General features: G+C 73.2%; 20 protein-coding genes. 6 read left to right on the top strand and 14 right to left on the bottom strand.

Going from position 1 to position 20,247, the window contains the following annotated elements:
* The first annotated feature begins 310 nt into the window (after positions 1 to 310).
* A complete protein-coding gene (locus tag ACFVXG_RS39035) occupies positions 311 to 547 on the top strand; it encodes a hypothetical protein (RefSeq protein WP_387934829.1) in 237 nt (78 codons plus the stop codon).
* Here ACFVXG_RS39035 and ACFVXG_RS39030 read toward each other — a convergent pair.
* The 6 genes from ACFVXG_RS39030 to ACFVXG_RS39005 all read right to left on the bottom strand — a co-directional run bounded on the left by ACFVXG_RS39030 (position 493) and on the right by ACFVXG_RS39005 (position 5,951).
* Entirely contained in the window at positions 493 to 1,122 is a 630-nt protein-coding gene (locus ACFVXG_RS39030; RefSeq protein WP_387934827.1) for a DUF6099 family protein, read from the bottom strand. The genes ACFVXG_RS39035 and ACFVXG_RS39030 overlap by 55 nt on opposite strands.
* Positions 1,123 to 1,290: 168 nt before the next feature.
* On the bottom strand, positions 1,291 to 1,680 hold the full coding sequence (locus ACFVXG_RS39025) for a nucleotide pyrophosphohydrolase (RefSeq protein WP_387934826.1): 390 nt from the start codon (positions 1,678 to 1,680) through the stop codon (positions 1,291 to 1,293).
* Entirely contained in the window at positions 1,677 to 3,101 is a 1,425-nt protein-coding gene (locus ACFVXG_RS39020) for an AAA family ATPase (protein ID WP_387934824.1), read from the bottom strand. Before ACFVXG_RS39020 ends, ACFVXG_RS39025 begins: the two co-directional genes overlap by 4 nt.
* A 90-nt stretch (positions 3,102 to 3,191) precedes the next feature.
* Entirely contained in the window at positions 3,192 to 4,067 is an 876-nt protein-coding gene (locus ACFVXG_RS39015) for a putative RNA methyltransferase (protein WP_387934822.1), read from the bottom strand.
* Between the two features lie 151 nt (positions 4,068 to 4,218).
* Positions 4,219 to 5,040, bottom strand: coding sequence for a RimK family alpha-L-glutamate ligase (locus ACFVXG_RS39010; RefSeq protein WP_387934820.1), 822 nt, complete (start codon positions 5,038 to 5,040; stop codon positions 4,219 to 4,221).
* 17 nt (positions 5,041 to 5,057) lie between these two features.
* Complete coding sequence (locus ACFVXG_RS39005; RefSeq protein WP_387934818.1) at positions 5,058 to 5,951, bottom strand: RimK family alpha-L-glutamate ligase; 894 nt, start codon at positions 5,949 to 5,951, stop codon at positions 5,058 to 5,060.
* A gap of 289 nt (positions 5,952 to 6,240) precedes the next feature.
* Here ACFVXG_RS39005 and ACFVXG_RS39000 point away from each other — a divergent pair, with 289 nt between their 5' ends.
* On the top strand, positions 6,241 to 7,122 hold the full coding sequence (locus ACFVXG_RS39000; protein WP_387934816.1) for a GNAT family N-acetyltransferase: 882 nt from the start codon (positions 6,241 to 6,243) through the stop codon (positions 7,120 to 7,122).
* Between the two features lie 63 nt (positions 7,123 to 7,185).
* Here the strand turns inward: ACFVXG_RS39000 and ACFVXG_RS38995 are convergent, their stop codons facing one another.
* Positions 7,186 to 7,581, bottom strand: coding sequence for a fic family toxin-antitoxin system, toxin component (locus ACFVXG_RS38995; RefSeq protein ID WP_387934915.1), 396 nt, complete (start codon positions 7,579 to 7,581; stop codon positions 7,186 to 7,188).
* 29 nt (positions 7,582 to 7,610) lie between these two features.
* On the bottom strand, positions 7,611 to 7,847 hold the full coding sequence (locus ACFVXG_RS38990; protein ID WP_270146936.1) for a toxin-antitoxin system HicB family antitoxin: 237 nt from the start codon (positions 7,845 to 7,847) through the stop codon (positions 7,611 to 7,613).
* Positions 7,848 to 8,086: 239 nt separating this feature from the next.
* Here ACFVXG_RS38990 and ACFVXG_RS38985 point away from each other — a divergent pair, with 239 nt between their 5' ends.
* Positions 8,087 to 9,229, top strand: a complete 1,143-nt coding sequence (locus ACFVXG_RS38985) for an acyltransferase family protein (RefSeq protein WP_387934814.1) — start codon at positions 8,087 to 8,089, stop codon at positions 9,227 to 9,229.
* 203 nt (positions 9,230 to 9,432) lie between these two features.
* A complete protein-coding gene (locus ACFVXG_RS38980) occupies positions 9,433 to 9,627 on the top strand; it encodes a hypothetical protein (protein WP_350505495.1) in 195 nt (64 codons plus the stop codon).
* A 90-nt stretch (positions 9,628 to 9,717) separates the two neighbouring features.
* Here ACFVXG_RS38980 and ACFVXG_RS38975 read toward each other — a convergent pair whose 3' ends face one another.
* Together ACFVXG_RS38975 and ACFVXG_RS38970 are read right to left on the bottom strand one after the other, a co-directional pair.
* Entirely contained in the window at positions 9,718 to 11,064 is a 1,347-nt protein-coding gene (locus ACFVXG_RS38975) for a class I SAM-dependent RNA methyltransferase (protein WP_387934913.1), read from the bottom strand.
* A 365-nt stretch (positions 11,065 to 11,429) separates the two neighbouring features.
* A complete protein-coding gene (locus ACFVXG_RS38970; protein ID WP_387934812.1) occupies positions 11,430 to 13,508 on the bottom strand; it encodes an APC family permease in 2,079 nt (692 codons plus the stop codon).
* 247 nt (positions 13,509 to 13,755) lie between these two features.
* On the opposite strand from ACFVXG_RS38970, the gene ACFVXG_RS38965 reads away from it, so the two are divergent.
* The gene (locus tag ACFVXG_RS38965) at positions 13,756 to 14,424 is read left to right on the top strand and encodes a potassium channel family protein (RefSeq protein ID WP_387934810.1); all 669 of its coding nucleotides are present in this window, start codon (positions 13,756 to 13,758) and stop codon (positions 14,422 to 14,424) included.
* A complete protein-coding gene (locus tag ACFVXG_RS38960) occupies positions 14,424 to 15,095 on the top strand; it encodes a TrkA family potassium uptake protein (RefSeq protein ID WP_350505498.1) in 672 nt (223 codons plus the stop codon). The genes ACFVXG_RS38965 and ACFVXG_RS38960 overlap by 1 nt, the downstream gene beginning before the upstream one ends.
* 134 nt (positions 15,096 to 15,229) lie before the next feature.
* Here ACFVXG_RS38960 and ACFVXG_RS38955 read toward each other — a convergent pair whose 3' ends face one another.
* The 4 genes from ACFVXG_RS38955 to ACFVXG_RS38940 form a co-directional block, all read right to left on the bottom strand.
* Positions 15,230 to 16,060 carry a DUF3159 domain-containing protein gene (locus ACFVXG_RS38955; protein WP_387934808.1) on the bottom strand — a complete coding sequence of 277 codons (831 nt, stop codon included), beginning with the start codon at positions 16,058 to 16,060 and terminating at the stop codon, positions 15,230 to 15,232.
* Between the two features lie 2 nt (positions 16,061 to 16,062).
* Positions 16,063 to 16,470, bottom strand: a complete 408-nt coding sequence (locus tag ACFVXG_RS38950; protein ID WP_387934806.1) for an OB-fold nucleic acid binding domain-containing protein — start codon at positions 16,468 to 16,470, stop codon at positions 16,063 to 16,065.
* A 75-nt stretch (positions 16,471 to 16,545) separates the two neighbouring features.
* Positions 16,546 to 17,226, bottom strand: a complete 681-nt coding sequence (locus tag ACFVXG_RS38945; RefSeq protein ID WP_033351413.1) for a response regulator — start codon at positions 17,224 to 17,226, stop codon at positions 16,546 to 16,548.
* Between the two features lie 95 nt (positions 17,227 to 17,321).
* Positions 17,322 to 19,931, bottom strand: a complete 2,610-nt coding sequence (locus ACFVXG_RS38940) for an ATP-binding protein (RefSeq protein WP_387934804.1) — start codon at positions 19,929 to 19,931, stop codon at positions 17,322 to 17,324.
* Between the last annotated feature and the right edge of the window lie 316 nt (positions 19,932 to 20,247).

The raw sequence follows: 20,247 nt of genomic DNA, 5'->3' as shown, positions 1-20,247 counted from the left end.
CGCTGCCCCCCCACCCCCCGTTATCTGCGGGTTTGGCGGCCGCGCCCCGCCCCCCCGCCGCGGCGCCCCCCCCCCCCCCCCCCCGACTCTTGATGACATTGATTCTTTGGGCCCCCAACCGTCGCCTCCTCCACCGTCGTCATCCGGGCCCCTAGCCGAGGCCGCGCTGCAGCGGCAATCTCGGCTCACCCGAGAGGCTTACGACGTACCGGAGTTGGACCGCATCGGGTGGTGCGCGGTGACCGGCTGCCGGAACGGTTCGTTGGGTGGTGCGGCACACCGCACCACCGATCCGAAGAGGTTCCCCGTCATGTCCGAACCCTCTGCCACGCCGCAGTTCCCGAGCAGCCCGACCGGCTCGGCCATCGGCGGCTCGGCCGGGCCCGCGACCCCCAAGACCCTGCTTGAGCAGATGCAGGAACTGCTCGCCTCGGTGACCGCGGACCTCGCCGCGCTCCAGTCCGACACCCGGGACACCGCCCCGGCCGCCGCCTACCCGGCCGGCACCGACACCTCCGCCGCTCCGACCTCGCCGGGCGCCCGGTAGTCCGGCGCCCGCTCCTCCTCCGTCGGCCCGCCGTCACCCGGCGGGCCGAGCCGGACCACCAGTAACGGCGAGCCCTGACCGGCCCGTTCCGGCTCCGCGCCACCGAGCGCCGTACGCCGCTCCCCTCCGCCCCGGTCGGTCGCCTGGCGCAACCGGGCGGCCACGTCCTTGCAGTCCGACACCGCGTCGACCCCGTCGATGCACGTCCAGTAGAGGCTCTCGGTGTCGGCCCCGCAGGCCAGCACCACGAGCGTCTCCCCGACCTCCCTCAGCATTTCGTCCAGCGCCCCCAAGGTCGGCGTCAGTTCGCCGAGTTCGGTGAGCCGCCCGGCCCTGCCGCCGCGCACCAGCGCGGCCGTGGCGACGGACCGCTCCAGGCAGACCGCCGCGTGCGCGCCCGCCTCGGAGAGCTGCTGGCCGAGCCCCGTGAGCTCGTCGTCCTCCGACTCCGCCAGCCGGGCGCCCACCGCCTCCGCGAGCAACGCGGCCTGCCGCGCCTCGGCCAGCACGTCCGGTACGTGTCTGGCCTCGGCCAGGGCGTGCCGGGCCGTCTTGATCAGTCGCAGCGCCTCCATGGCCCCCGCTCCTTCCGCTCGTCGTCGCCGTCGACCAGCACCGCCGCCGGGGCGGTGGGGTGGTCACGGGGAGAGCGTGCGGGGAAGGCGGGGTGGGGTGCATCCGCCCTTTCAAAAGCTGTGGAAAACCCGGGGGTTGTGGATAACTTCTGTCCCTCGGACAGGTGATCAGGCCAGGTCCGGATTGACATCGGTCGCTGTTCCCGGGACCGGGAAGCGGTGCTCGTTGCGCTCGATCTTGGCGGCGAGCGCCTCCAGCGGGTCCACCCCGACCGCCGTACAGAACTGCACCAGGTACGCCAGCACGTCCGCGACCTCGTCGCGCACCCGGTGGGCGCGGTCCGGGTCCGACATCACCTCGGCCGCCTGCTCCGGCGTGAGCCACTGGAAGATCTCCAGCAGCTCCCCCGCCTCCACGGTCAGCGCCGCCGCCAGGTTCTTCGGCGTGTGGTAGGGCTCCCACCGCCGGGCCGCCGCGAACTCCACCAGCCGCTGCCGCAGCCCCTCAAGGCTCAGCTCCTCCGACCCCGACCCCGACCTCGTCACTCGCTCGTTCACGCCCCCAGGTCTACCGCATCCGCTCCCCCGACCACAGCCGGGCCGTCCCCGTCTCCAGCCACCGCCGAGCCGCCGCCGACCGCCGGGCCCTCCTCCCCGCGCCCGCCCTGGACCGGCACCCGGGCCTCCTCCGGCCGCAGCACCGTCAACCCCGTCGCCGGATCCCGCCGGCACTCCACCAGCGCCACCGCCCCCGCCACCGCCCCTGCCGGCCCCTCGCCCGCCCCGAACGCCTCCCGCGCCGCCGCCGGCTCCTGCAGCGCGGCCACCACCCGCAGCTGGTTGCGCCCCGCCATGTCCCGCGCGAGCCGCAGCAGCGAGGCGGCCTGCTCGGTGGCGAGCCCGGCCCCGAGGTCCTCGGCGAGCACCGTGAGCTGCCGGTGCGCCCACGGCACCTCGGCGGCCACGTCCAGGTCGAGCACCCCGGCCCCGGTCAGCAGCACCGCCGCGAAGGCGAGGTGGCGCAGCATGCCGTCGGAGGCCTGGTCGGCGCCGGTGCGCCCGAGCACGCCCTCGTCGAAGACGGCCAGGACCCGCCGCCCCGTCCGGGTCTCGCGCTCGGCGAGGGTGAGCCCGAGCAGCGGGTGCGGTGCGGCCTCCTGGACGGCCCGCAGCAGTTGCCCGTACCGGCGCGGGCACTCGTGGGCGAGCCGGTTGATCAGGGCCGAGATGTTGGCGGCGTTGCTGCGCAGCCGGGCCTGCGGGTCGGCCTTGGCCCAGCCGCGCATCAGGGCCGGGACGGGGTGCAGCGGGAAGACCTCGCGCAGCGCGGTGAGCAGGTCCTCGGTGGCGGCGAGGACGAGCCGTTCGCCGGTGGAGGAGCCGGCCACCCGCAGCGGCAGCTGGGCGGTGATCATGGTGCCGCTGGGGAACGGCGCCCGGATGTCCCCCTGCCGGGTGTCGTTGTGCCAGCAGACGTTGACGCGCCCGTTGCGGACGTCCTGCTCGCCGGTGTCCACCAGGGTCCGGCCGTCGAGGGTGAGCGACTCCCGGGCGATCCGGACCGCCCCGTCCGTGCGGATCACCAGGTCGAGCCGGATCCGGCCGCGCGGCGAGCGGACGGTGCAGCCCAGGATGACGGCGTCCCGCCCGTGCGGCACGCAGCCGCCGAGACCGCCGCGCACGGGCGTGGCGAGCGGGCCGGTGCGGTCCGGCATCCCGTCCAGGGAGCCGGCGATCTCCTCGCCGAGGGCGAGCCGGGACAGTACGGCGAGCGCGTCGAGGGCGTTGGACTTGCCGACCCCGGCGGGCCCGTGCAGCACGGTGAGCGGTGCGAGCGGCAGGACGGCCCGCCGGTAGGACTTGAAGGCGGTGAGCCGCAGCTCCTCGACGGTGGGGCGTGGCACGGGCGGCCGGTCGGGCCCCGGGGCGCCCGGGCGCAGTTGGGCCGGCCCGGCGGGCGCGGCGGCGTCGCGGTTCACCCGTCGGACGTTAGCCGCAGCCCGACGGGGCGAAACGTGCCTGCTGGGCAGATTCATCCCAACGTGGCGGACCTACCGCACGCCGCTGACCTACGGCCGTCGGTACGCGGCCACCGTCACCGAAGCGGTCACCTCGACCGGTTCGGGCAGGTCCGCCAGGGCGGCGGCGAGCCGGTCGGGGTCGGTGTGCCAGGCGCTCGGCCCCATGCCGACGACGGTCCGGACATCCTGGGCGGAGAGCCGCAGGGTGAACTCGACCGACTGCCGGCCGGTCGGCGTGAGGTACGGGCCGAGCTTCTCGTCGATCCGGCGCTGCTTCTCCTCGTCGACCGACAACAGGCCGAGGGCGGCGACGAGTTCGCGCAGGTGCCGGGCGGTGGGCGAGACCAGCAGCAGGGTGCCGCCGGGGCGCAGCACCCGGCGGATCTCGGGGCCGTTGCGCGGGGCGAAGACGTTGAGCATCAGGTCGGCGGAGGCGTCGCGCAGCGGCAGCGGGCGCCAGGCGTCGCAGACCACGGCGCCGATCCGGGGGTGGGCCTTGGCGGCGCGGCGCAGCGCGTACTTGGAGATGTCGAGGGCGGCGCCCGCCCGGCCGGGCAGGGCTTCGAGGACGTGCGCCAGGTAGTGGCCGGTGCCGGCGCCGAGGTCGGCGACCAGACCGTCCGGTCCGGCGTCCGCCTCCGACGCAACACCGGCGACAGCGGCACCGGCGACCGAGGCGGCGGCAGCAGCGAGGGCGTCCGCGATCGGCCGGTAGTGGCCGGCGGCGAGGAAGTCGGCACGGGCAGCGACCATCTCGGCGGTGTCGCCGGTGCCGGTGTGGGCGTCACCGGCGAGGAGGCTGACGTAGCCCTGCTTGGCGAGGTCGAAGCTGTGCCCGGCGGGGCAGCGCAGGCTGCGCTCGTGCCGGGTGAGGTCCTGCGCGCAGTGGGGGCAGGCCAGGTAGGGCTCGATGTCCTGCAGCAACGTTCCGTCTTCTCTCGCCGTTCGGCCCCGGCCGGTCGGGGGCGCCAGCCAGCCTAACCACCCCGGCCCGTCGACGGCCGCCCCCGCTGCGCCGACACCGGCCCGTCGCCCCCGCTGGACCTGGACCCGGGCCCGCACCGGATGGACACCATCACACTGACGCCCCGGACCGCCCCCGTTCTCCCGCCACCCGCAGCGCGAGCCCCGCGAGGGCCTCCGGCGCACCGGGCCGCCCGCGCACCCCCGGGAAGGCGTTGACGTCGACGATCACCGGCTCGGCGACCCCGTCCAGCAGGTCGACCCCGTACACCTGGAGTCCGAACACCTCCCCCACCCGCAGGGCGAGCGCGGCCCGCCGGGCGGACGGCTCCCATTCCCCGGCCGACCCCGACTCGCCGTCACCGCTGGAGAGTTCGGACCGCCGTCGCGCCGCGAACACCTGCCCGTCGACGACCCACAGCTTCTGGTCCCAGCCGTTGCCCGGGACGTACGGCTGGGTGACGACCTCCTCCTGCGGCCAGCGCCCGGCGAGTTCCCGCAGCCGCGCCGCTCCGTCGACCAGGGCCACCAGGTCGTGGCGCCGGCTGTGCCGGCTCTTCACCACGAACGGATAGTCCTGGTCGGGGAGTTCGCCCATCGGCCCGGCCGCGAGCGTCGCCGCGAACGGCAGTCCTGCGCCCCGGGCCAGTTCGGCCATCCGCACCCGGTCCTGGCAAAGCTCCGTCGCCGCCGCCGAGTTGACCACCGCCGCCCCGCGCCGCTCCAACTCCCTTGCCAACGCGAGCGCTTGCGGCGTACGCGCCTTGAGCAGGTAGACATCGGCGAGCGAACCCCCACCGGAACCGCCGACACCACCGGCACCTGCACCGAAGGGCACGACCTCCACCCGGCACCCGCGCCGCTCCAGCACCGCGGCGGCCGCCGCGAGCACGGGGTGCCCCGGGTCACCCGCGATCAGTCCGACCCTGACCACAGACCTCACCACCGACCTCACCGCAGCCCCCCGTCCACCAGGCCGAGCCGGCCGTAGTCCGCGCCGCCCGCCGGTACCAGCGAGGGCACCGACACCGCCGTGCCGCTGCGCGCGAGTCGCAGCACCGCCCGGGCGACCCGCTCCACCGCGTCCGGCACCTGCCGGAAGCTGGGGAAGTCGTTGACGTCCACCACCACCGGCCCGTCCGGCCCGAGCAGCACGTCGATGCCGTACAGGTCGAGCCCGAACACCTCGCCCACCTGCGCGGCGATCCGCGCGACGCTCGCCGGCAGCGGCACCGGCCGCTCGCGCACGCCCTGTCCGGGGTGCAGCGGGGATTCGCGCTCGGTCGCGAAGAACTCGCCGTCGACGCAGTAGACCTTGAGGTCCGTGCCGTCGTTGGGCACGTACGGCTGCGCGATCAGCAGCCCCTCCCCGGCGAGTTCGGGGCCGAGGCCGGCCAGGTCGTCGGGCCCGGCCACCAGTCGTACGCCCCGCCCGGAGCTGCCGTCCGCGGGTTTGACCACCAGCGGGTACTCGGCGGCCGGGATCTCGGCGAGCCGCTCCCAGCGGGCGGCGGCGTAGGTGACCGGGGCGGGCAGGCCGCGGGTGCGGGCGATCACCGAGGCGAGCGCCTTGTCCCGGACGCCGCGGATCGAGCGGACGTCGTTGACGGTGGTGAGGCCCACCGCGGCGGCCGCCTCCAGCAGGGTGAGCCCGGGGCCGCCGGAGACGGTCTTGAGCACCCAGGCGTCGTGGCTGCCGGCCCGGACCGCCTCGGAGATCGCCAGCAGCGAGTCGCCGGGGCGCAGCACGTCCACCCGGTGCCCCCACGCGGTGAGTTGACGCGCCACGTCCAACGGCATGCCGTCCCGCCGGTAGTGCTCCTCCACCAGAAAGCAGAGCCTCATGGGCCTGACTTCCCCCCTTGCCTCGCCGAGTGCGGACGTCCGCCGTCCCCCTCGGCAGAGCTGTGAAGGGCTCAGCATGCCCGGCGTACACGCACAAGATCACTGCGAGCGGGTAATCGTTCGGCAACAATCGAACGCCGACGGCCGGACCGCCCACCGCCGAGCCACCGTCAGCCGCCGAACCGCCCCACAACCAACCGCCGAGCCACCCCCGAGCCACCCCCGAGCCGCCGCCGGCCACCGGGCCGCCCGCACAAACCGGTGGCGCCCCACCGCCGCCCCTGCTTGGATGCACGCCGTGACTTCAGCTGATCATGCTCCGGACAGTGCCCTGCTCGACGACCTCGAGCGCTACTACGACGCCGCGCCCCGCAGCGCCGCCACCGCCGAGGACTTCGGCCCGTTGACCCTGTTCGTCCGCCGCGGCAGCACCGGCTGGCACTACTACGCCCGCCCCACGCCCGGCCACCAGGGCCCGGCCGCCACCGCCGACGACGTCCGCCGGGTGCTGGAGCGGCAGCGGGAGCTGGGACTGCCGGAGGCCTTCGAGTGGGTGGCCGAGCAGAACCCCGAGCTGCGCACGGCGGTGGAGGCGGCCGGTCTGGCGGTGCACGAGCACCCGCTGCTGGTGCTCGGCCCGCAGGACGGGACGGCCCCGTCACCGGCGTTCCCGGAGCGGACGGAGGTGCGGGTGCTGGCCGCGGACGCCCCCGAGCTGGCCGACGCGGTCGCCGTCCCGCACGTGGCCTTCGGCAACCCGGGCACCGCCGCCGGCAGCGCGGGCGCGGCCGAACTGGCCCTGAGCGCGGCCACGTTGACGGCCGATGGCGGGGTGGCGCGGGTCGCACAGCGGATCACCGACGGCGTCACCGCGCTGGCCGCCGTGCTGGAGGACGGCGCGGTGCTGTGCGCGGGCCAGCACAACCCGGTGGGCGCGGTCACCGAGGTGGTCGGGGTCGGCACGCTCCCCTCCGCCCGGCGGCGCGGGCTGGCCCTGGCGGTCACCGCGACCCTGGTGGCGCACGCCCGCGCCAACGGCGTACGGACGGTGTTCCTGTCCGCCGCGGACGAGGACGTCGCCCGCATCTACCGCCGGGCCGGCTTCCGCCCGTTCGCGACGGCCCTCATCGCCGAGCCCGCGACCGAGCCCGCGACCGAGCCGTCCGCCTAGCCCACGACCAAGCTCTGACCCACGGGCACGGAGCACGAGGCACGGGGACGGCGAGCACACCGCTCAGTCGTCGTCCCCGTCCTCGTCCTCCGCCCCCGTGACCCCCTCCCCTGCGGCCTCGTCGACCACCCAGGCCGCCAGCCGTTCGGCGACCCCGGACACCCCCAGCCGCCCTTCCCGGATGGCCCGGGACAGGCTGCGCACCTCGCGGGCGGTGGTGGCGACGGTGCAGCCGCTGGCGACGAGGTAGGCGTAGGCGACGGCGGTCGCGAAGAGCTCGTTGGTCTTCTCCAGGGCGGGCACCCGGATCAGCTGGTGCATCAGCGCGGCCGCGCGGTCCTGCGGTTCGGGGTAGACGGAGATGTCGAAGATTTCGGCCTGGTGCCGGGTGACGGCTGCGAGCAGCGAGCCGTAGTCGGTGACCTGCGGGTCACCGGGCGTGTACTGCTCGGCGGTCATGAGCAGCCACGAGAGGTCGACCTCCAGTTTCAACGGCGCACGTCCTGGAGCTCGCCCGACTCCCCGAACTCGGCGAGGAAGGCCGTCTCGTACTCCTTCATGAACTGCGCGGCGGCGTCGATGAAGGCCCGTCCCGACTCACCCATGTCCTGCTGGACCAGGCGTTCGATGTACTGGTTCATGCTGATCCCCTGCTGCTCCGCCCGTTCCCGGGCCATCTCCGCGGTCGTGGCGTCCACTCGGACGTTCAGCTGCTTCTTGCCCATGCCGTTCAAGCTAGCGCCGAAGCGCTAGCACAACAAGGGCGCACGCACACCGCACGCACACCTGCCGCACGCCCCCGCGCAACCTGTCCGTCACCGCACCGCCCCCCAACCGCCCGCCGAACCCTCCAACCGCCCACCGAACCCCTCCCCGCGCCCCTTCTCCTGGCCGACCCCGCACGCCTCTCAGGGGCTGGTACCCCGCCGACGGGGCCCCGGAACGGGGTTGAATACCCTATGGCGTGACCTCTATCGCCCCCGTTCCGGACAGCCCGACCGCTGTCGCCCCGCCCCCCAGCCCGGCCGCAGCTCCGGTGCCCCGCGCCGCGGCGAAGCCCAAGCGGCTGCCCGCCCTGGACGGTTTCCGGTTCGTCGCCGCGATCCTGGTCGTCTGCTTCCACCTCTCGTCGATGTGGTTCCTCTGGGACAAGTCCCCCGCTGACGTGCTGCCCCGCGACTACGTGCGCTTCACGTCGTACGGCTGGCTCGGCGTCGAGCTCTTCTTCATGATCAGCGGCTTCGTGATCTGCATGAGCAGCTGGGGCCGGGGCATCTCCCAGTACTTCACCTCCCGCGTGGTGCGGCTCTACCCGGCGTACTGGTGCGGAGTGATCATCACCTCGGCCGTCACGCTCTACTTCGGCGGCGCGACCAGCAGCCCCACCAAGTGGGACCGCCTGGTCAACCTCACGATGCTCCAGGAGCCGATGGGCGTCACCTACGTCGACAGCGTCTACTGGACGCTCTGGGTCGAGCTCCGCTTCTACCTGCTGTTCGCCGTCGTCGTCTGGATGGGCACCACCTACCGCCGGGTGGTGGCGTTCTGCGTCATCTGGACGACCGCCGGCATCCTCTCCGTGGCGACGGACTCCAAGGCGCTGCAGTACGTGCTGGCACCCAACACCACACCGTTCTTCGTGGCCGGCATCGCGTTCTACCTGATGTACCGGTACAAGCAGAACCTGCTGCTGTGGGGCATCGTCGGCTTCTCGTTCGTCCTCGCCGAGCACAACGTGATCGAGCGGCACCGGATCGTCGAGCACGACATCCGCCGCCACCTGGCGGAGTGGCCGACCCACTTCGTGGTCGCCGTCTTCTTCGTGATCATGGCGGGCCTCGCGCTCGGCTGGTTCAACCGCCTCGACTTCCGCTGGTTCACGAACCTGGGCACGCTGACCTACCCGCTCTACCTGCTGCACTGCGAGATCGGCTGGACGATCATCATCCACTTCCGCGACCGGGTCTCCCCCGGCGTGCTGGTCGCCTCGCTGACGGCGTCCTCGCTGGTCGCCGCGTGGCTGGTGCACAACCTGGTGGAGAAGCGACTGGGCCCGCGCCTCAACAAGGCGCTGAAGAACACCATGGCCACCCTCCCCCGCAACTGACCCTCCCCCGCGGCCGACCGGACCGACCGGACCGGACTCGCCCCGCGGCAGACCGGACCGAACCCGCCCCGCGACCGACCGGCCGACCGACGACCCGCCCCGCTGCCGACCGGGCCTGACTTGAAGAGTCCTGCACCATCCGGGACTCTGAACACTCCTGAGCGTTCCCCGAGCGGCACCGACCGGTTTTGTGGAGGCCGGCAATGACAGCCATGTTCGACCAGGAGCTGCGCGAGCAGCTCGCCCAGGCCCGGCGGGACCTCGCGGCGGCCCGGGCCGAAGGGGACGCCGACGGCGTCCAGGCGTACGAGGGCCGGGTCGCCTCGCTGCTGCGGCTCGCCGCCCAGCACGGCATCGACCTGCCGCACAGCGCCGACGAAGAGGAGCACAACGAGTAGCGGGCACGAAAAGCGACAGAACGCCGAGGAGGCGGCACCCCGTACGCCACGGGGTGCCGCCTCCTCGGCCGTCCGGAGGACGGGGCGGGGTCACGCCCCGGCGGGCTCCAGGATGGCGACGCACTCGAAGTGGTGCGTCATCGGGAACAGGTCGAAGGCCCGCAGCGAGACCGGCCGGTAGCCGCCCTCGCGGAAGAACCCGAGGTCCCGGGCGAGCGCCGCCGGGTCGCAGGCCACGTACGCGATCCGGCGCGCCTCCAGGCCGACCAGGTGCGCGACGGTCTCCCGTCCGGCGCCCGAGCGCGGCGGGTCCAGCACGATCAGGTCGGTGGCGGTGATGCCGGTGCGCGGCAGCAGCGACTCGACCCGGTCGCACTCGATCCGCACGTTGTCCAGCGCGGCCAGGTTGTGCCGGGCGTCGACGACCGCCTGCTTGGCGGACTCGATGCCGAGCACCGCGCCGTCCTCGCCGACCCGGTCGGCCAGCGCGCCGGCGAACAGGCCGACCCCGCAGTACAGGTCGAGCGCGCTCTCGCCCCACTGCGGGTCCAGGCCGTCCAGCACCGCGTCGACCAGGGTGTCCGGCGCCTCCGGGTGGATCTGCCAGAAGCCGCCGTTGCTGACCCGCCAGGTGCGCCCGGCCGCCCGCTCCCGGACGAAGCCGCGCCCGTGCACCTTGTGCACGTCGCCCTGGTCGTCGACCCGGGCGATCGACACCGGCTTGTCCAGCTCGACCAGCGGCAGCTGGGCGCCGTCGCGCGGGGTCAGCACCACCTGGCGGTCCGAGGAACCGGTCGCGGCGAACGCCTCGACGCTCGCCACGCCCGGCCAGTCGCGGGACTCGATGCCCAGCTCGGTGACGCCCTCGGCGGCGATCAGGCAGCGGTCGATCACCTGCACGCCGTGCAAGCGGTGCTTGCGCAGCCCGACCTTGCCGCTCTCCGCGTCCACCGTGTACTGCACCCGGGTGCGCCAGGCCGGCACCTGCCCGGCCGGCAGCTTGGCGCCGACCGGCTCGACACTGCCGTCCCAGCCGGCCTCGGCCGGGGTGAGCCCGGCCAGCTTCGCCAGCTGCTCGGTCAGCACCGCGGCCTTCAGCTTGCGCTGCCCGCCGGGGGTGACGTGCTGCCAGTCGCAGCCGCCGCACTTGCCCGGCCCGGCGAACGGGCACGGCGCCTCGATCCGGTCCTTGGCGGGCTCCAGCACCTCCACCGCGTCCGCGCGCAGGAAGCGCGAGGTGGAGGTCCCCTCGGTCACCTGGGCGATCACCTTCTCGCCGGGCAGCGCGTGCCGGACGAACAGCACCCGGCCCTCGTGCCGGGCCACGCAGTGCCCGCCGCCGTGCGCGACCGGGCCGACCTCGACCTCGTAGCGCTCGCCGACCAGCGGGTCCCCGGACGGCGTCTCCGGCCGCGACGGCCGCGCGGCACCGCGCAGCGCCTTCGGCGGCCGCACCGCCTGCTTGCGCGGCGCCTTCGGAGCGGCCCCGGCCGCGCCCTTCCCGTCCTTGGCGGGCTTCCCGTCCCGAACGGCCTTCTCGGCGCGGGCGGGCTTCTCCCCCCGGGCGGGCTTCTCGGCCCGTACCGGCTTCTCGGCCCGCGCGGGCTTCTCCGCCGGGGCCTCCCCCGGCACGACCGGCGCCGTGCTCACGGTCAGCCCGTCACGGTCGGTGGCCTCCGGCCGGCGCGGCTTGCCCCAGCGCGGCCGGGACACCTGTCCGGGCTGGGAGCCGCCCCGACGGGCGCCCTTGCCCTTGCCGGAGGCGCCGGAGGAGCCCGAGGAGCGGGGCGGAGTGTTGCGCGTCACTGGGAGGAGTCCTTGCTGCGGTCGGAGGTGGCACCGGCGGCGTTGGCACCGGCACGGACGGAATCCTTCGACTTTACGGCCTTCGGCGCCCTCGGCTCGCCACGACGGACGGATCCCGGCGCCGACCAGGCCTTCTGCGGCTTGCGCCGCTCCGAGGACTCCAGCTGCCAGGGCACCGAGGTGACCATCACCCCGGGCTTGAACAGCAGCCGCCCCTTGAGCCGCAGCGCGCTCTGGTTGTGCAGCAGGTGCTCGTACCAGTGGCCGACCACGTACTCGGGGATGTAGACCGCGACCACGTCCCGCGGGCTGCTGCGCCGCAGGTTCTTCACGTAGTCCAGGACCGGCCCGGTGATCTCGCGGTACGGCGAGTCCAGCACCTTGAGCGGCACCTCGATGCCGCGCTCGTCCCACTCCCGCCGCAGCGCCGCGGTGTCGGCCGGGTCGACGTTGACGGTGACGGCCTCCAGGGTGTCGGCGTGGGCCAGCCGGGCGTAGGCGAGGGCGCGCAGCGCGGGCTTGTGCAGCTTGGAGACCAGCACGATGGCGTGCACCCGGGTGGGCAGCACCACGTCGTCCGGCTCCTCGGCGGCGGTGAGCTCCGCGGAGACCCGGTCGTAGTGGCGGCGGATGCCCTTCATCATCACGAACAGCACGGCCATCGCGGCGATCGCGATCCAGGCGTGGCCGATCTTGGTGACCAGGACGACGATCAGCACGGCCATGGTCATCACCAGGCCGAAGCTGTTGATCGCCCGGCTGCGCTGCATGTGGCGCCGCTTCGCCGGGTCGGTCTCGGTGCGCAGCAGCCGGGTCCAGTGCCGGATCATGCCGGACTGGCTCATGTTGAAGGAGACGAAGACGCCGACGATGTAGAGCTGGATCAGCCGGGTCGGGTCCGCGTTGAAAGCGATGATCAGCAGGATCGCGGCGATCGCCAGCAGGATGATGCCGTTGGAGAAGGCCAGCCGGTCGCCGCGGGTGTGCAGCTGGCGCGGCAGGTAGCGGTCCTGGGCGAGGATCGAGCCGAGCACCGGGAAGCCGTTGAAGGCGGTGTTGGCGGCCAGCACCAGGATCAGGCCGGTGACGGCGGCGACGAAGTAGAAGCCGGGGGTGAAGTTGTTGAAGACGGCTTCGCTGATCTGCGCCAGCGCGGTCTTCTGGTGGTAGCCGGGGCCGGAGCCGACCAGCTGTTCGGCCGGGTTCTCGGCCATCTGCACGCCGGTCAGCCGGGCCAGCCAGATGATGCCCATGAACATCACCACGGCGATGCTCGCCATCAGCAGCAGCGTGGTCGCCGCGTTCTTGCTCTTCGGCTTGCGGAAGGCCGGCACGCCGTTGGAGATCGCCTCGACGCCGGTGAGCGCCGCGCAGCCGGAGGAGAAGGACTTGAGCAGCAGGAAGACCAGCGCGAACCCGGAGAGCGAGTCGTTGCCGGGGATGGCGGCGAGGTGGAAGCCGGAGCTCTCGGCGGGCATGGACTGGCCGAGCACGAAGTGCCGGAAGACGCCGTAGCCGACCATGCCGATCACGCCCGCCATGAAGGCGTAGGTGGGCACCGCGAAGGCGGAACCGGACTCGCGCACCCCGCGCAGGTTCATGCCCATCAGCAGCACGACCACGACCACCGACACGATCATCTCGTGGCCGCGCAGCGCCGGGACGGCGGAGACCACGTTGGCGACGCCGGAGGTGGTGGACACGGCGACGGTCAGCACGTAGTCGACCATCAGGGCCGCGGCGACCACCAGCCCGGCCGCCGGGCCGTGGTTGACGGTCGCCACCTCGTAGTCGCCGCCCCCGCTGGGGTAGGCGTGCACGTTCTGCCGGTAGGAGGCGACGACGGCGAGCATCACGACCGCCACCACGACGCCGATCTGCCAGGAGAAGTGGATCGCCGATACGCCCGCGATGGAGAGCGTGAGGAGGATCTCCTCCGGGGCGTACGCGACCGAGGAGAGCGCGTCCGAGGCGAAGACGGGCAGTGCGATCCGCTTGGGGAGGAGTGTCTCCCCGAGCTTGTCACTGCGCAGGGCGCGCCCGATCAGGAGGCGTTTCGGAAGGTCAGTCGGCATAGGCACGTTAAGGAATCGTAGGGGTTTCCCGGCAGGGCTTGCGCCGTTTATCCCCCCCTTCGTCGCGACTGTGTTCGGTGGACCGGCTAGCGTGTCGGATACGAGTCGGTGGGCAACACTCTGGTTGTCGAGCTGAGTCCGGCCGACGCCCCACGAGAACCCTCGCCCCGGAATACCCGGGCGGGAAAGGGAGATGAACGGTGTTTGCGCAGGTCAAGACCCCTTCGGGACGGGTGAGGTAGCGCCGGTGCACATCGTCATCATGGGCTGCGGCCGCGTGGGCTCGGCCCTCGCGAGAACCCTGGAGAAACAGGGCCACTCGGTGGCCGTGGTCGACCAGGACCCGACCGCCTTCCGCCGGCTGGGCGCCGGGTTCAACGGGCGCCGGGTGACCGGGGTGGGCTTCGACCAGGACACCCTGCGCGAGGCGGGCATCGAGGAGGCCGGCGCCTTCGCCGCCGTCTCCAGCGGCGACAACTCCAACATCATCGCCGCCCGGGTCGCCCGGGAGACCTTCGGCGTGGAGAACGTCGCGGCCCGGATCTACGACCCCCGCCGCGCCGAGGTGTACCAGCGTCTGGGCATCCCGACGGTGGCGACGGTCCGCTGGACCGCCGACCAGATGCTGCGCCGACTGCTGCCGAGCGGCGCCGAGCCGCTGTGGCAGGACCCGAGCGGCAGCGTGCAGCTGGCCGAGGTCGCGTACCACCCGGACTGGGTGGGTCGGCGGATCGGCCTCCTGGAGGAGGCCTCCGGCGCCCGGGTGTCGTTCGTCACCCGGCTCGGCGAGGGGATGCTCCCCTCGCCGCAGATGGTGGTGCAGGAGGGCGACCTGGTGCACGTGATGCTGCGCCGGGCCGACCTGACGGCCGTCGAGGCCGCGTTCGCGCAGGGGCCGAAGGAGGAGGGTCACTGATGCGGGTCGCCATTGCCGGTGCCGGTGCCGTGGGCCGCTCGATCGCGGGCGAGCTGCTGGAGAACGGTCACGAGGTCCTGCTGATCGACAAGAACCCGAACTCCATCTCGGTGGAGCGGGTGCCCATGGCGGAGTGGCTGCTGGCCGACGCCTGCGAGATCACCTCGCTGGACGAGGCGGCGCTGCAGCGCTGCCACGTGGTGATCGCCGCGACCGGTGACGACAAGGTCAACCTGGTCGTCTCGCTGCTCGCGAAGACCGAGTACGCGGTGCCGCGGGTGGTCGCCCGGGTGAACAACCCGAAGAACGAGTGGCTCTTCAACGAGTCCTGGGGCGTGGACGTGGCCGTCTCCACCCCGCGCCTGATGTCCGCGCTGGTCGAGGAGGCCGTCAGCGTCGGCGACCTGGTCCGCCTGATGCGCTTCAGCCAGGGCAACGCCAACCTGGTCGAGCTGACCCTGGCCGGCGAGGCCGAGCTGGTCGGCACCCGGGTGGGGGACGTCTCCTGGCCGCAGGACACCGCGCTGGTGAGCATCATCCGCGAGGGCCGGGTGCTGGTTCCGGGCAAGGACGACACCCTGGAGGGCGGCGACGAGCTGCTCTTCGTGGCCGCGCAGGAGCGCGAGGAGGAGCTGGAGCAGCTGCTGTCGGCGACCTCCGGCGCCCAGTAGGAGCCCAGTAGGAGCCCGGTGAGCGCCCGGTAGGAGCGCCGTAGGAGCTCAGTACCGGTGCGCACACGAGTACGGCCGAGGGCCCGCACCCCTGTAGACGGGGTGCGGGCCCTCGGCCGTACCGGTGGGAGCGGCTACTTGGCCGGCTCCTCCTCCTCGTCGTCGACCGGCGCCTTGATCGGCGGCGGCGCCTTGAGCAGGATCTGCCAGGTGACGTACATCGCCAGCAGCAGCGGCGGGATGCCGAGGGCGACCTTCAGCCAGCCGAGCAGGTTGACGTTGTGGGTGAAGTACAGCGGGAAGAGGATCACCGGCTTGAGGCCCATGATCACCACCCAGGCCCAGGTCGCCTTGGTGTAGGCGGCGAGCCGTCCCGGGTTCTCCTTGCGCCAGGTGAACATCTCGCCGGTGATCGGGCCGAGCATCACCCCGATCATCGGCCAGCGCACCATGGCGGAGACCGCCAGCCCGACGCAGTAGCCGACGCTCCAGAGCAGGCCGGGCAGGTAGAAGTCCTCGGCCTTGCCGCTCTTCATCGCGATCCAGGCGCCGAGGGCGACGCCGAACACCCCGCTGAAGGCGTGCTGGATGGTCTCCCGCCGGACCAGCCGGGCCACCACGAACAGGGCGCTGAGGCCGAGTGCGGCCCAGGCCGCGGCGCTGACCTGGTGGGTGACGTTGTAGGTGACGATGAAGACCAGGCCGGGCAGCGTCATGTCGATCATGCCGCGCACGCCGCCGAAGGCCTGGAGGACGGTGTCGGCGGCCTCCTTGGAGGCGGCCTGCCGGGCGGCCTCGGCGGCCGCCGGGTCGAGCGGCGGCTCGGCGGCGGCCGGTGCGGTGCCTTCGATCGACCGGGCCAGTCCGTCCACGGCCTCCGCGGCGGCGGCGTCCTGCCAGGCCGCCACGTCGACGGCGTCCAGGTCGATCCGGGCTGCGGCGTCTCCGCCGGGGTGGTTGCTCACGCTCATTCGCTCCCGTGTCCGACCGGACGCAGTTCGTAGCGGGGGTTGAACAGCACGCGGCGCCCGCGTGCGTGGCTGATCCGGCCGCTGGCGACGAGCCGGCGGCCCGGTTCTATGCCCGCGATCGAGCGGCGACCCAGCCAGACGACCTCCAGCGCCTCGGTCCCGTCGAAGAGCTCGGCCTCCAGGGCCGGCACCCCGGCCCGCGGGCGGAGCGTCACCGTGCGCAGCGTGCCCGCGACGGTGACCAGCTGCCGGTCGGCGCAGCCGGCGATCGGCGTGCAGCCGGACTCGGCGGCGCTCTCCTGGCGCAGGTCCTCGGCGGCCAGTTCCTCGGCCGAGGTGGTCAGCCGGCTGAGCATGCGGCGGAATCGCCCCGGCGGCTGGCCACTGCTGTTGTCACCACTCATGTCGGCAGGGTACCGGTTTCGGTGCCCCCGGCGGCAGGCGTCGCCCCCGCCGGGAGGCCTCCGACGGCCGGGCGGTCAGCTCTCGAAGCGGTAGCCCATGCCCGGTTCGGTGATGAAGTGGCGCGGGTGCGAAGGGTCGCGCTCCAGCTTGCGGCGCAGCTGGGCGAGGTAGACCCGCAGGTAGTTGGTCTCGGTGCGGTAGGCCGGGCCCCAGACCTCCTGGAGCAGCTGGGTCTGGCTGACCAGTCGCCCGGCGTTGCGGACCAGAACCTCCAGCAGGTGCCATTCGGTTGGCGTGAGGCGTACGTCGGTGCCGTCCCGGTTGACCTTCTTGGCGGCGAGGTCGACGGTGAAGCTCTCGGTGACGACCAGCGAGTCGTCCTCCCCGGCGACCGGCTCGGCCCGGCGCACGGCGGCCCGCATCCGGGCGAGCAGCTCGTCCATGCCGAAGGGCTTGGTCACGTAGTCGTCGGCGCCGGCGTCCAGGGCCTCGACCTTCTCGTCGGAGGCGTGCCGGGCCGACAGCACGATGATCGGCACCCGGGTCCAGCCGCGCAGCCCGCGGATCACCTCGACGCCGTCCATGTCGGGCAGGCCCAGGTCGAGGACGACGACGTCGGGATGGCGGGCGGCGGCCAGTTCCAGCGCGCTCGCCCCGTCATGGGCCGCGTCGACCTCGTACTTGCGGGCCTTGAGGTTGATCACCAGTGCGCGGACGATCTGCGGTTCGTCGTCCACGACGAGGACCCGGGTCATTTACGGGCTCCGCCTTTCAGGCTGTCGGATCTTACGGACTGTGTCTTGGCTGTTCGTACGGCTCGTACGGCTCGTACGGCGCGGTCAGCCGGGTCTCATGTGATCAGTTCGGAGAGCGGGTCCCGGCCCTCGCCGCCCGGCGCGTCCGGTTCGGGCAGCCCGGGCGGCTCGGGCGGCCGTTCCGCGGCGGGCAGGCTGACCACCATGGTGAGGCCGCCGCCGGGGGTGTCCTCGGCGGTGACGGTACCGTCCATGGCCTCCACGAACCCGCGCGCCACCGCGAGCCCGAGGCCGACCCCGGCGCCGCGCGGCGCGTCCCCGTACCGCTGGAACGGCGCGAAGATCCGCTCCTTGGCGTCCTCGGGCACGCCCGGCCCGCGGTCCACGATCCGCAGCTCGACCCGGCCCGGCCGGCCCGGCTGCTGCAGGGCGTCGGCCTTGACCAGCACCTTGACGCCCTCCGGGCTGTACTTGACGGCGTTCTCGACCAGGTTGGCCAGCGAGCGCTCCAGCAGCCCGCCGTCGGCGCGGATCATCGGCAGCGTCTCCGGCACCTCCAGCCGCACGGCCTCCGGCGGGACTCCGCCGAGCGCGTACGGCACCACCTCGTCCAGGTCGGTCTCCTGGATCAGCGGGGTGACGGTGCCGGTCTGCAGCCGGCTCATGTCCAGCAGGTTGTTGATCAGGTGGTCGAGCCGGTCGGCCCCGGCCTCGATCCCGGCCAGCAGCTCGGCCTCGTCCTCCGGGTCCCACTGGACGTCGGCCGAACGCAGGGAGGTCACCGAGGCCTTGATGCCCGCCAGCGGGGTGCGCAGGTCGTGCGAGACGGCGGCCAGCAGAGCGGTCCGGATCCGGTTGCCCTCGGCCTCCCGGCGGGCCGCGGCGGCCTCCCGGGCCAGCCGGCGGCGCTCCAGCACCACGGCGGCCTGGGCGGCGAAGGCCCCCAGCAGCCGCCGGTCCGTCCCGGGCAGCACCCGGCCGCGCAGCACCAGGGCCAGGCTCTCCCCGACCGGGACGTCGACGTCGGCCTCCTCGGGGCGCCCGGGCGGGCGCGGCCCGGCGGTGGCGACCGGTGCCCAGCCGCCGGTCGGCTCGGGGCGCTCCAGCAGCGCGGCGCTCTCCTGCCCGAAGGTCTCCCGGACCTGCTCCATCAGCGCGGTCAGCACGCCGTCCCCGTTGGGGGCGCCGCGCAGCACCGTGCCGGCCAGCGCGCTGAGGGTCTGCGCCTCGGCCTGGGCGCGGGCCGCCTGGTGGGTGCGCCGGGCCGCCAGGTCCACCACGGAGGCGACCGAGCAGCCGACGATGGTGAATATCGCCACCGCCATGATGTTCTGCGGCTCGTTGATGGAGAAGGTGTGCAGCGGCGGGGTGAAGTAGAAGTTCAGTACCGAGGAGCCGACCAGCGCCGAACCGATCGACGGCAGCAGCCCGCCGACCAGCGCCGCGCACACCGTGAGCGACAGGAACAGCAGCATGTCGGTGGACAGGCCAAGTCCGCCGATCGTGGTCAGCACCAGTGCCAGCACCGGCGGGCCGACCAGTCCGATCAGCCAGCCGGCGATGGTCCGGGTCCGGCCCAGGTCGGTGATCCGCCGCACGGGTATCTTGTTGCGCCGCCCGTGCCCGGCGTGCTCGTGGGTGACCATGTGGACGTCGATGTCCCCGGCCTTCTGGGTGACCAGGGTCCCGACGCCCGGCCCGTAGACGTACTGCCAGCGGGGTCGGCGGCTGGTGCCCAGCACGATCTGGGTGGCGTTCACCCCCCGGGCGAAGTCCAGCAGTCCGTCGGCCGGGTCGTCGCCCAGGACGTTGTGGAAGGAGCCGCCGAGGCTCTCCACCAGCGCGCGCTGCTCGATCAGCGTCTGCGGGGAGCCGGTGCCGGCCAGCCCGTCGGAGCGGGAGATGTGGACGGCCAGCAGCTCGCCGCCGGAGACCCGGGCGGCGATCCGGGCCGCCCGGCGGATCAGCGTCGCCCCCTCGGGGCCGCCGGTCAGGCCGACCACGATCCGCTCCCGGGCCTGCCAGGTGCCCACGATGCCCTGCTCGGCGCGGTACTTCTGCAGGTACTCGTCGACCCGGTCCGCGGTCCACAGCAGAGCCAGCTCGCGCAGCGCGGTCAGGTTGCCCGGGCGGAAGTAGTTGGCGAGCGCCGCGTCGATCTTCTCCGGCATGTACACGTTGCCGTGCGCCAGCCGCCGTCGCAGCGCCTGCGGGGACATGTCCACCAGCTCGATCTGGTCCGCCCGGCGGACCACCTCGTCCGGGACGGTCTCGCGCTGGCGCACCCCGGTGATGCCCTCGACGGCGTCGCCGAGCGACTCCAGGTGCTGGACGTTCACGGTGGAGATCACGTCGATCCCGGCCGCGAGCAGCTCCTCGACGTCCTGCCAGCGCTTCTCGTTGCGGCAGCCGGGAACGTTGGTGTGGGCCAGCTCGTCCACCAGCGCCACCTGCGGCCGGCGAGCCAGTACGGCGTCCAGGTCCATCTCGGAGAACCTCGCACCGCGGTGCACCACCTGCTGCCGGAGCACGACCTCCAGCCCGGCTACCAGGTCCGCGGTCCGTCGCCGGCCGTGGTCCTCCACGAACGCCACCACGACGTCCGTCCCACGCTCCTGCCGCCGGTGTGCCTCGGCGAGCATGGCGTACGTCTTGCCGACCCCGGGGGCCGCCCCGAGGTAGATGCGCAGCCTGCCTCGTCCCATGAGCACCATTCTTGATCCGGCTCAGTCCGAGAGCCACCCCCGGACACCTGTTCCCCCTGCCTTCGAGACTACGGCGTGGGCGGCAGCATTCCAGTGATCAGTGCACTGATCATGCGGTTTTAGCGGCATATTGACGGAGGAGCAGCCACTCGGCGGGGGTCGACCGGGGGCCGGCGGCGCGTTCTCCGCCGAATCTGCACCGGATTCCCGCCGGCTTTCCGGGAAACGCGAAGAACCCCCATCCGGAATCCGGATGGGGGTTCTTCTGAATGATTGTTCGGCGGCGTCCTACTCTCCCACAGGGTCCCCCCTGCAG

It is taken from the genome of Kitasatospora sp. NPDC058162 (assembly GCF_042884005.1).
In the GTDB taxonomy this organism is placed as follows: domain Bacteria; phylum Actinomycetota; class Actinomycetes; order Streptomycetales; family Streptomycetaceae; genus Kitasatospora.
Note: the sequence above shows the minus strand (reverse complement) of the source record. Positions and strands in the feature narration are given on the sequence as shown.